Genomic DNA, 8,526 nt, shown 5'->3' with positions numbered 1-8,526 from the left:
AATAACAACTTAGTGATGGGTTTTCAGTTGTTCAATATTTGAACTATATTCGGTCGTTTAATTTTTTGTCGTGTACAGAGGATAAAAATATAAAACCAAAGGCTGACAGAAAAAAGGCTAAGGTGGCAGATTTGTCTCAAAAAAATAAGCATACTTAACCTTTATTACGAATATGCCGGTCAATCAAAGACTTATTCGATAGTAATAGTCGACTACAGGCATCCTAATCAATCCGCACAGTAAGTACTGAAGATGAATGGTTTGAACGTTTTTGATAGATGATCAAAAGTCTCTCGCAAGCTAACCTGGAAAAACATGAAAGCCAGCGTTTTCGATAATACTGAGACGTGATGATGTATTTGTTTTGTGGGCTATGAGGTGCGGGATTTTTTGAAAGGCATAAGTAAAACGATCTAATCCTCATGCCTTGCAAAATGAAAGTCAGGCTCTCATTTTGCAAGGGAGGTTTGTTGCAGGAATGTTTGCTTACGAAATGCTGGCATGACTGTTACTTTTGAGTCCGCAAACGCGTCACTAAACTAGACGTATCCCAACGATTCCCGCCATTTTCCTGTACCTCAGCATAAAAGGCATCCACCAATTGAGCCACTGGCAGTTGCGAGCCATTGCGCTCAGCTTCTTCAAAGCACAGGCTTAAGTCTTTGCGCATCCAATCCACTGCAAAGCCATAATCAAACTTACCATCGATCATGGTCTCGTGGCGATTATCCATCTGCCAGGATTGCGCGGCACCTTTGCCGATCACATCAAACACCTGCTTAGCGTTCAGTCCGGCATTTTGTGCAAAAGCAACACCTTCTGACAAACCCTGGACCAAACCGGCGATACAGATTTGATTGACCATTTTAGTGAGTTGTCCGGCACCGGACGGCCCCATTAACTGTGCTGATTTGGCGAAGCAATCAATCAATGGCTTAGCGCTGTCAAAGGTCGTTTCAGAACCACCACACATCACTGTGAGTACGCCATTTTCAGCACCTGCCTGACCACCAGAAACCGGTGCGTCTAAGAAAGCGAAGCCTAATTCACAAGCCTTCTCAGAAAGCTCACGTGCGACATTGGCTGAAGCGGTTGTGTGGTCGATAAAAACAGCGCCAGTTGGCATGGCTTTGAACGCTCCGGAATCACCTAATGTGACGCCACGAAGATCATCATCATTGCCTACGCAAGCGAACACGAAGTCTGCACCTTCAGCGGCTTTTGCCGGTGTTTCTGCAAGGTGCCCACCATGCTCAGAAACCCACTTCTCCGCTTTGCTTGTGGTGCGGTTATAGACACAGACGTTGTGGCCGGCAGCTGCTAAGTGACCAGCCATAGGGTAGCCCATTACCCCAAGTCCAATAAATGCGACGTTATATTTGCTCATGCTTTTCCCCTTATATTCTGCATTGGCAACTTTTTTAGTTGGACAATTATTTTATCAGAACAAAAGGGGCGATTGTGGGAATTGCTATCAAGTGTTTCTATATTGTCAATGCCAAAATTTACTGAGATTTATGGCTCAGCGGCAACCCGGCTGAGAGGTGTGTTGCAGTAGTTGAAGTGCTCATGGTTAACCTTCAGTGTGATGACGAATGGGTGCTTAAGGCGTTTAGATAACCGTTTAATGATGGTTCGATTTCCCTTGTGTTAAAACAGAGTCACCAACTCAATACTGCCACTGGCCAGAGCGAACCCTAGTACTGCCCCAATCACAACATCACTGGGGTAATGCAGTCCTAATACAACGCGAGACAGCGCTACCATCGTGGCAAACGGGATAACTAGTAAACCCCACTCCGGATAGTAGTGAAGCAAGACTGCTGAGAAACTAACTGCATGCAAGGTGTGGCCGGAGGGAAAACTAAATTGGTCCAGTGCCGCAACATTTTGGAAAATGTCGTCGTTATAGCGATAAGGGCGTACCCGTACGGTTGAGGTCTTTAGCCATTTATAAATGATCAGGCCTGCCAGCGAGACCAGTGCCATATGCAGTGACACCACGATCGCCCCCAAGCCATAGATGAAGGGTAAAGAGGCCATGAGTGCATACCAGAAAACGCCATCTCCCAAGCGGCTAATCGCAGCAAAGAACAGACTGACAGGTTTCCAATGATTGACCTTGTTACACAGCAGGCACAGTGGTATTTCGTAGGCATTAAGCTGGTGCAGTTTCTTCATGATGTACCTTGGCTAAGAGTTGCTGGGTGATATGATCCAGATGTAAAACCACGTTATCCCAACTGAGTTGTTGTGTGGTGGCGCGCGCTTTGATACCCATTGCGTGTCGCTGTTGTGACTGTGTTGCCAGACTGACTGCTGCATCGATAAAAGCGCCTTCATTGTGTAGTTCAACGGTGATGCCATTCTTGCCGGATTGAATGTATTTATGGGCTGCAGCATAGTCATAGGTGACGACGGGTAATCCGCTGGCCATGGCCTCAATAATCACATTACCGAAGGTTTCACTGGTGCTGGGATACAGAAATAAGTCACCGCTGGCGTAGTGCTGTGCCAAGGCTTCGCCGGTTTGCATTCCGACGAATAGGCAGTCCGGGTGTTGTGCTTGGAGTCGTGCGCGGTCTGGCCCATCTCCAATTAGTACGAATCGGGCATTGGGCACTTGTTGTTGTATTTCGCGGTAGGCGGCAAAGGCCAGATCAAGGTTCTTCTCATGTGCCATTCGGCTAACTAAGGTAACCATTAACTGCCCATCCATAATACCCAGTGAGTGCCTTAGCTGTTGGCTACGTTTGTGGGGATGAAACAACCCGGCATTGATACCACGTTCTAATATTTCCAGATTTTTATAGCCACTCCGCTGCAGCTGCTGTGCTAGTTCCGTGGTAGGGACCAGTGTGCACAGCGTGCTGTTGTGTAGATGGCGTAAATAGCGATTGACCAGCCGCCAGCCATACGTCAAATGGTAGTGCTGACTGTACTGGTCGAAGTTGGTATGAAAGTCACTAAAGACAGGAATGCCCAGTGACTTTGCCGCACGCATCGCGCTATAACCTAATGGCCCCTCGGTGACTATCTGAATAATGTCAGGGCGTTGTTGTTTCCAGCGCTTTCTTAATCCAAAAAAATGAGGGGAACCCGCTTTTACCTCTTTGTAAAAAGGCAGAGTGATGGCGTTTGTCAGATATTCTTCAAAGTCTTCCTGCAGCAGCGGCTGGTCGCTTGCGGACTGTTTGGGTCTGACTAGCTCAATATAATAGCGGCCTAGTCTTAGCAGGCCATTGACCAAATGCTGGATGGTATTCGCCACGCCATTGACTTCAGGAGGCCAGGTTTCGGTGACAACGGCAAGGCGTATCTGATTTGAATAGTTAGCTTGTGACATAGCCGACATTCTCATGCGCGAAAGCTGCAGCTAAATGACTGTTTTATGATGTTTCTATGTCACTGGCTCAGAAAATCAACACCCGACCGTTGGCATTGATAATGATCTTTTGTGTGGAATCTTGTCTATAGTAGATGGAGCAGTGTTATTGCGTGATAGGGCACGGCTAGTCCTGAATTTGCTTGACGATGCTGACGCGTCTACTATGATGGTTAGAAAAAAGGATGACAATATGTACAACCCCAAACCAATCGATACCAGTAAAGTTGACCTACCTGATGAGCTTGAAGAGCTGCTTGAGAAACTCGCGTTTAATACTCATGAAGTGTGGTCGCAACAGCGCATGAAAGATGGCTGGAGGTACGGTGACGAGCGTAATGATAAAGAATTATTACACCCTTGTTTGGTGCCTTATGATGAGTTGCCTGAAGCTGAAAAAGAGTACGACCGCAGTACGTCACGAGAGGCGCTGAAGGCGATTATTGCGGCTGGTTTTAAGATTGTGAAAGATTGATTTATTGCTCACAGAAGATGTAGTTACGATAACAATAGAAAATAACCGAATGCCGGATTATTGCTTGTCCGGCCAATGCCAAGCAGGCTCATCCAACATCCCCAGCCCCTTCACTCGCGTTTGCCCAAACTCTTTTTCCAGCTCAATCGCATGACATTCCGGTGATTCATTTAAAGCACTGATCAAGCGCGAGGCGTGCGACACCACCCAAACTTGCGTATTTTCTGAAGCACGAATAATCAAGCGGGCGAGTGCCGGTAATAAGTCCGGATGAAGACTGGTTTCCGGTTCGTTCAGTACCATTAGAGGTGGCGGTCTGGGCGTGAGTAGGGCGGCAATCCACAATATATATCGCAAGGTTCCATCCGACAGTTCAGCGCCGGATAGTGGTCGCAGTAAACCATGTTGGCTAAACTCCAAAGAGAATCGTCCGTCTTCGTGGGAAATAACCCGCAAACTAGCCCCTGGAAACGCATCACTGACGGCTTCATCCAAAGCGTGGTGGTCACCAATTTCCCGAATGGTTTGAATGGCCGCAGCAATATCCCGACCGTCATGATGCATCACCGGAGTTCGTGTACCAAGTTGTGGTTGGCGCGCGGGTGCATCGGCATCGGTTCGGAAATGATCGTAGAATCGCCAGTTGCGTATGGTCTCGCGCAAGTCGAGTATTTCAGGTGAATGTTTAGGGTCAGCGATCTGACTAAATAGGCTATCAAAAGTGCTGAGGTGTTGTGAGATAACTTGCCACTGTCGTTTATCACGCACTTTAACCACGGCTGCTTCGCGATCTACCAGTGCACTTGCAGGGCGATAAAAATCACCGGCCCAGATGGTTTCACGTTTGATTTCGGGGTCAAGTGAAAAGGCTGAAGGTGACGGTTTTGGTAAACCAAGAGAAATGGCATAACCGAGATGTTCTGCAGTAAACCCGAGTTTCAGTCGTACACGTTTTTGCCTGACCGTACCTTGTATCGGCACATCACCCATTTGCATGCTGCGAGAGAGTGTTTCCGGGCCTGCCCAAAATGTTGAATTTAAGCCGCCTTCTCTGGCCAGTGCATTAATGACGCCGCCTTGTGCGGTTTCTGCCAGCAGCCGCAAAGCTCGGTAAAGGTTTGATTTTCCACTGCCATTCGCGCCGGTAATCACATTCAACCGACCAAGCGGAATGGTGAGATTCAGTAATGAACGATAGTTGGCAATGGAGAGGGTTTTTAGCACGATTATCTCAGTAGTCAGTAGTCAGTAGTCAGTAGTCAGTAGTCAGTAGTCAGTAGTCAGTAGTCAGAAGTCAGAAGTCAGAAGTCAGAAGTCGGCAGTCGGCAGCGGAATCACGATGGTATTCATCACAGAAACGTAAATCAGTTTAGGGGCTGGTGTTGTCTAAGTCCAACGTGCATACCTTTACCTATCCCCAATGGCAATTTTGGCATATATCACTTATCCAACATGACGTTTACACTGCGGCAGTGAAAAATCGGCAATAAGCAATGTAACTGGCAGTGACGTGTCAGACAGGAGAGGATATCAACATGGAAAAGTTCGCATGTTTCTGGAAAGGAATGTTTTTCTTAATTTCGTCAGTTGCATTGGTAGTGATGCTCTCCATGTTTATTTTCGTCTGGCAGCCCATTTGGACCTCTGGTTTCAAAGATTTTCATACCATCAGTAAAGCCATCGATCAGCTTGATGAAACCATCAAACCTGCCTCTGACATCGCCCCACAGTTACTGCAACAAATTACGGATATGAACCGCTCGATGAGTGACATACAGGAGTCTATGCACACCATGCAACAGATTCAGTCTTCTATGGAAGAGATGCGCGCCTCAATGAAGCAGCTGGAAGAGATGAATCCGAATATTATAAAAATGAGCGATACCATGTCGTATATGACTTTGGTGATGTCCAGCCAGATGGGGCGCATGACCAATGAAGTGGATCAGATGGGAAATAAATTCACGCCATTCTCAATGTTACCTTTTAACTGGTAATTGCAAACCTGACTTCAGCTTGGATAGCTAATGAGAGGTTGGATCAAACCTCTATATCAACCATCACTAATCCGTGTTCCCATCAATAAACACGAGCAACATAGTTTTGTTGTATTCCAGTCGTTATACTGCACTGCATATAGATGAAAATACTGGAACGCGTGACCATGAAAAGCTTTATTGAAAACCTCCCAAAAGCGGAGTTACACCTTCATATCGAAGGTACTTTTGAGCCTGAGTTGATGTTTGAAATCGCTCAGCGCAATAATATTGATCTACCGTTTGCGGATGTTGAAGCACTGCGTAAAGCGTATGACTTCAGTCGCCTTCAGGACTTCCTCGATATCTATTATCAAGGCATGAATGTACTGCATAAAGAGCAGGATTTTTATGATCTGACTTGGGCATACCTCAAGAAAATTCACTCGCAAAATGTGCTTCATACTGAGATCTTCTTTGATCCACAAGGTCATACTGAGCGTGGTGTGGCCTTTGAAACAGCGTTGAATGGTATTCACCGTGCATTGGAAGATGGCCGGTCGCAGTTAGGCATTAGTTTTGGTTTAATCATGTGTTTCTTGCGTCATTTAGATCAAGATGATGCGATGAAAACGTTGGAGCAGGCCTTACCTCATAAGGATAAAATCATTGGTGTTGGTTTGGATTCATCTGAGCTAGGCCATCCGCCTGAGAAGTTTACAGCAGTGTTTGAACGCGCCAAAGCAGAAGGTTTTCATATCGTGGCGCATGCTGGTGAAGAGGGCCCGCCAGAGTATGTGAAGCAGGCGTTGGATCTGCTAAAAGTAGAGCGTATCGACCACGGTAACCGCGCACTGGAAGATACTGCACTGACGCAGCGTATTGCTGATGAAAGCATGGCGCTTACGGTTTGCCCGTTGTCCAACTTAAAGCTATGCGTCGTGGATGATCTGAAGAATCACCCGATTAAGAAAATGCTGTCAGCGGGTCTTAAAGCCACGATTAACTCTGACGATCCCGCTTACTTTGGTGGCTATATGAATGAGAATTTCATCGCGCTGGCAGAAGCGGTTGATTTGACTCAGGTGGAGATCGCAACATTAGCACGCAATGGTTTTGAAGCAGCGTTTATTAGTGATGATGAGAAATATCGCTTAACCGATCAACTGGAAGCTTATCTCGCGTCCGTATAGCGCTCAATCGCTAGTGCTACCACTGGGTAAATGATGACAGCCCATGCCATCTAGGTGGTGTGGGCCGTTTTAGTCGTTTTGTCTTGATTATTCAATCGAACGCACATTTTTCTCAATCACCCAATCCGCAATATTGTTATCAAAATCAAGAAAGTGCGCTGACGCTAAGTGTTCTTGAAACGCTTTTGCATGCGTATAGACCTCTGATAAAACAAATTTATTATTTGCGTCTTCCCGTCGCTCAACCATAAAGAAATGACAATCCGGCTCTAGCTTTAGCGAGTTGTCCGCTTGCGCCTGAACCAACGTAGCAAACTGATCGGCATAGTCTGGTTTAATTTCAAATTCAACAATTAACATAAACACAGTGTGTTACCCGAAGTATTTATTTAGCGACTAATGCGCTCAAGTAGCGTGTCAGTGACCGCTTTTGTCCCCATATCGCCACCAAACTCCATAGGGCGAATGGTGTTGTCTGAGAAACAGTCATACACCGCTGACTCAATCAATAAGGCGGCATCGGCTAGTTGGGTATTAGCTGATTTATCCGCGAGATAATCCAGCATAAGTGCACCACTGAGAATGGCCGCGAGTGGGTTGGCTTTGTCTTGTCCCATGATGTCAGGAGCGCTGCCGTGTGCCGGTTGGAATAAGCCATGATTGTCCCCGATCTCTCCGCAGGCAGCCATGCCCATACCACCTACTAGTCCACCGGCTAAGTCCGATAAAATGTCGCCAAAAATATTCTCTGTTACCAACACATCAAAGTCCCAGGGACGACGGATAAAGTCCAGCGCCTGCGCGTCCACATAGTTGTAATTGACTTCAGTATGACTGTAATTGGCATGTCGTTCGTCAAATATCTTTCTGAAAAAAGCCATCGATTTGAAGACATTGGCTTTATCCACGCAGGTCACTACCCCTTTCTTACCGCGGTGCTTACGTTTCTCCGCCAGCTTAAAAGCAAAGTCATGCAGCTTTTCTGTTGTATCACGGGTGATGCTCATTACGTCCTGCACTTCATGGTCACTTTCGACCGGACAACGATTGTGCACTGCAGCGGTATAAAAGAGTCCTTCGGTTGACTCCCGCAGAATCACCATGTCGATATCATTGGCGCGGGTGTCGGATAAGCGCTTCGGTCCATTCGGAAATGCTCTTACCGGACGCACGCCGGCGTATAGCTGAAATCGATCCCGCAACCTTAAGTGAGGGGAGATTTCTGTTCCGTCCGGGTAACGCACTGATGGCAGGCCGATAGCCCCTAAAAAGATAGCGTCTGCTTCACCGGCGACTTGTTCACCGCCCTCCTCAATGTCTTGACCTGTCTGTTGGTAATAAGCCGCACCAGCCTGAATAAACTGATAATCGAGTGAGAAGCCCCCGACTTTGTTTTTTGCGGCGTCCACGATAGCCAGTGTTGCGTCGGTGACATCAACCCCGATGCCGTCCCCTTTGATTACCGCAATTGTATAAGGCGGTGTTTTTCAAGGTAGT

At 46.9% G+C, this 8,526-nt stretch carries 8 protein-coding genes and 1 pseudogene; 3 read left to right on the top strand and 6 right to left on the bottom strand.

Going from position 1 to position 8,526, the window contains the following annotated elements; translation table 11 throughout:
* Positions 1 to 508: 508 nt before the first annotated feature.
* From DKW60_RS24590 to DKW60_RS10440, 3 genes and pseudogenes are all read right to left on the bottom strand, one after another.
* Positions 509 to 1,402 (bottom strand): annotated as a pseudogene (locus DKW60_RS24590) (NAD(P)-dependent oxidoreductase); the annotation flags it as partial.
* A gap of 248 nt (positions 1,403 to 1,650) precedes the next feature.
* Positions 1,651 to 2,181: a phosphatase PAP2 family protein gene (locus DKW60_RS10445; protein ID WP_109837601.1), complete on the bottom strand. Its 531-nt coding sequence runs from the start codon at positions 2,179 to 2,181 to the stop codon at positions 1,651 to 1,653.
* Complete coding sequence (locus DKW60_RS10440; protein WP_245929674.1) at positions 2,159 to 3,346, bottom strand: glycosyltransferase family 4 protein; 1,188 nt, start codon at positions 3,344 to 3,346, stop codon at positions 2,159 to 2,161. The genes DKW60_RS10445 and DKW60_RS10440 overlap by 23 nt, the downstream gene beginning before the upstream one ends.
* Before the next feature lie 232 nt (positions 3,347 to 3,578).
* On the opposite strand from DKW60_RS10440, the gene DKW60_RS10435 reads away from it, so the two are divergent.
* Positions 3,579 to 3,860, top strand: coding sequence for a RyR domain-containing protein (locus DKW60_RS10435; protein WP_219988711.1), 282 nt, complete (start codon positions 3,579 to 3,581; stop codon positions 3,858 to 3,860).
* 57 nt (positions 3,861 to 3,917) lie between these two features.
* On the opposite strand, the gene DKW60_RS10430 is transcribed toward DKW60_RS10435, so the two are convergent.
* Positions 3,918 to 5,084, bottom strand: a complete 1,167-nt coding sequence (locus tag DKW60_RS10430) for an AAA family ATPase (protein WP_109837599.1) — start codon at positions 5,082 to 5,084, stop codon at positions 3,918 to 3,920.
* A 311-nt stretch (positions 5,085 to 5,395) separates the two neighbouring features.
* Between DKW60_RS10430 and DKW60_RS10425 the strand changes: the two genes are divergently transcribed.
* Positions 5,396 to 5,857, top strand: coding sequence for a hypothetical protein (locus DKW60_RS10425; RefSeq protein ID WP_109837598.1), 462 nt, complete (start codon positions 5,396 to 5,398; stop codon positions 5,855 to 5,857).
* A gap of 167 nt (positions 5,858 to 6,024) precedes the next feature.
* Positions 6,025 to 7,029, top strand: a complete 1,005-nt coding sequence (locus tag DKW60_RS10420) for an adenosine deaminase (RefSeq protein ID WP_109837603.1) — start codon at positions 6,025 to 6,027, stop codon at positions 7,027 to 7,029.
* Positions 7,030 to 7,116: 87 nt separating this feature from the next.
* Here the strand turns inward: DKW60_RS10420 and DKW60_RS10415 are convergent, their stop codons facing one another.
* Complete coding sequence (locus DKW60_RS10415; protein WP_109837597.1) at positions 7,117 to 7,389, bottom strand: putative quinol monooxygenase; 273 nt, start codon at positions 7,387 to 7,389, stop codon at positions 7,117 to 7,119.
* 29 nt (positions 7,390 to 7,418) lie between these two features.
* Positions 7,419 to 8,489: an isocitrate/isopropylmalate dehydrogenase family protein gene (locus DKW60_RS10410; RefSeq protein ID WP_281271841.1), complete on the bottom strand. Its 1,071-nt coding sequence runs from the start codon at positions 8,487 to 8,489 to the stop codon at positions 7,419 to 7,421.
* Positions 8,490 to 8,526 lie beyond the last annotated feature (37 nt).

This window comes from Leucothrix pacifica, assembly GCF_003172875.1.
GTDB classification, from domain to species: Bacteria; Pseudomonadota; Gammaproteobacteria; order Thiotrichales; family Thiotrichaceae; genus Leucothrix; species Leucothrix pacifica.
The sequence above is the reverse complement of the archived record's forward strand: the minus strand, read 5'-3'. Positions and strand labels throughout refer to the sequence as shown.

Coding starts and splice junctions, on each gene's coding strand:
- DKW60_RS10445 (WP_109837601.1), bottom strand. CDS start 2,181: ATGAAGAAACTGCACCAGCTTAATGCCTACGAAATACCACTGTGCCTG.
- DKW60_RS10420 (WP_109837603.1), top strand. CDS start 6,025: ATGAAAAGCTTTATTGAAAACCTCCCAAAAGCGGAGTTACACCTTCAT.
- DKW60_RS10425 (WP_109837598.1), top strand. CDS start 5,396: ATGGAAAAGTTCGCATGTTTCTGGAAAGGAATGTTTTTCTTAATTTCG.
- DKW60_RS10415 (WP_109837597.1), bottom strand. CDS start 7,389: ATGTTAATTGTTGAATTTGAAATTAAACCAGACTATGCCGATCAGTTT.
- DKW60_RS10440 (WP_245929674.1), bottom strand. CDS start 3,346: ATGTCACAAGCTAACTATTCAAATCAGATACGCCTTGCCGTTGTCACC.
- DKW60_RS10435 (WP_219988711.1), top strand. CDS start 3,579: ATGTACAACCCCAAACCAATCGATACCAGTAAAGTTGACCTACCTGAT.